The sequence below is a fragment of the Sphingobacterium sp. IITKGP-BTPF85 genome, assembly GCF_001006065.1.
In the GTDB taxonomy this organism is placed as follows: Bacteria; Bacteroidota; Bacteroidia; order Sphingobacteriales; family Sphingobacteriaceae; genus Sphingobacterium; species Sphingobacterium anhuiense.
Genome location: NZ_ASZT02000290.1, coordinates 1 through 1,768, shown reverse-complemented (window position 1 = coordinate 1,768; position 1,768 = coordinate 1). Strand labels below are relative to the sequence as shown.

At 30.7% G+C, this 1,768-nt stretch carries 3 protein-coding genes; 2 read left to right on the top strand and 1 reads right to left on the bottom strand.

Going from position 1 to position 1,768, the window contains the following annotated elements; all coding sequences use genetic code 11:
* Window positions 1-327: hypothetical protein (locus L950_RS31220; RefSeq protein WP_021191458.1), on the top strand; the 327-nt coding region annotated here is incomplete at its 5' end.
* A gap of 117 nt (window positions 328-444) precedes the next feature.
* On the top strand, window positions 445-951 hold the full coding sequence (locus L950_RS25205; RefSeq protein WP_021191457.1) for a hypothetical protein: 507 nt from the start codon (window positions 445-447) through the stop codon (window positions 949-951).
* Between the two features lie 229 nt (window positions 952-1,180).
* Here the strand turns inward: L950_RS25205 and L950_RS25200 are convergent, their stop codons facing one another.
* Window positions 1,181-1,654, bottom strand: a complete 474-nt coding sequence (locus tag L950_RS25200) for a hypothetical protein (RefSeq protein ID WP_021191456.1) — start codon at window positions 1,652-1,654, stop codon at window positions 1,181-1,183.
* Between the last annotated feature and the right edge of the window lie 114 nt (window positions 1,655-1,768).

The following is a 1,768-nucleotide window of genomic DNA, read 5'->3' as shown; positions in this document are numbered from 1 at the left end:
TATGGCGGTGGCGATACTGTCGAAGAGGCAAAACAATCCATTTTAGATGCTATTAAAATAATTACTGAAGAGTTTACTTCAGAGAATATACCTTCCATTCTAAAAGGCAAATACGATATTATGTATCACTTCGATGCAGAGAGTTTTCTCACTTACTACAAGGGTATCTTTACCAATTCTGCTTTAGAGAAGATTACAGGTATTAACCAGCGTCAGCTGCAACATTACTCGTCGGGGCTTAAAAAACCGCGTCAACCCCAGCTTAAGAAGATTGAGGATGGGTTACATCGACTTGCAGCGGAACTACAAGCGGTAGAGTTGGTATAATTAAATATGAATTGGTTAGTTGACTATATTATATTTAATGTTTCGCTCATTTTATCAGAGATGATCGAATATTCAAGGATGGCTTTTGTTAACGAAATGAATATTAAATTTTAATGCATGACAGGTCTTCAGGAAATGATTTTAATAGATGAGGTCATCTTACAATCTAAAATTGCCCAAAGAGCTGCAGCGCGTTTGAAAGCTACTCATGACAATTTTGATCATGTCGAAACATGGTGCTCCATACAATCCATTCTTGTAGCGGTTGGAAATATATCAAAAATTCTTTGGCCTATTGAAAAATATAAAGCACGTGGTAATAAATTAAGACAGTTACTCAAAGTCGATAATAATAATCCCATATCTAGTCGCAAATTCCGTAATCATTTCGTTCATTATGACGAACGCATTGAAGAATGGTTTGAAACCACTCCAAAAGGTGTATACATCGATTTGGTTATGAATCCTTCTTTGAGGAATAGTATTTTCAATGGTTCAATTTTAAATACTAATAGAGGATACAACTCATCTAATAATTCTTTAATATTTCGTGATGAAATACTTTATTTAGACGACGTATTTATAGCACTTCAAAATATTGTTATTAATTGCAAATCATACTGATTTAGTTATTTTACAGATTTCAAATATATATGTCTTAATTCCATCCACTGAAAAAAATCTTTTCTAAATTTTCTAGAATATAGCTCTTTATCAACTATCATTTCTAAAATTTGTTCAATTCTTATTGTGAAGTCATTAAGTATGCCTTTTAAATCAAAAGTTTGTACGTCACCTCTTTCTTTTCCTACAATCGAAATTCTATTTCCCCATTTGTTCAGAGTACTTTGAATTAGCCTAAAGTAACCAAACGTTGTTTATCAATATATTGATAATTGGTAGTGTGTGAGGCTATTTTATTTCTCAAATCAATAATTGTTAATGACTTTAGATCCATTTTCAGCTCTTTTTGGTTTTTGAAATTAAATAATCGTATCAAATCTATTATTGCTCCAATTTGTAAATAGCACGCATTTAATAAACCATATAGTCGAAGATACATTTCATCTAAATCCGAGCTCTGTTTATAAAGGCCGTACTTATTAAAATTATCAATTGCGTATTGAGCATCTTGTATTTGGTCGATACAAGCTCGTAGTAGATCAATATCAGATGTATTTTGAAATTTTAATTTTTTGACTAAACAATTAAGGAATTCGTTCTCTGATAAGTTATTCTTAACAATGGTATATTTTAAAATTCCTAAAATTATATCAGTATAAATCTGAACATTCGAAAACTTTTCTAAATATTCTTTATCTTCCATTCGTTTGTATTATATGCTTTAAGTTAATTGGGGTGTATTATTTCGTCTTTCGAAGATTTTGCATAGCATTTTCAATCATCTTCAATACTTCTGGATTATTTGAATATTGCACTT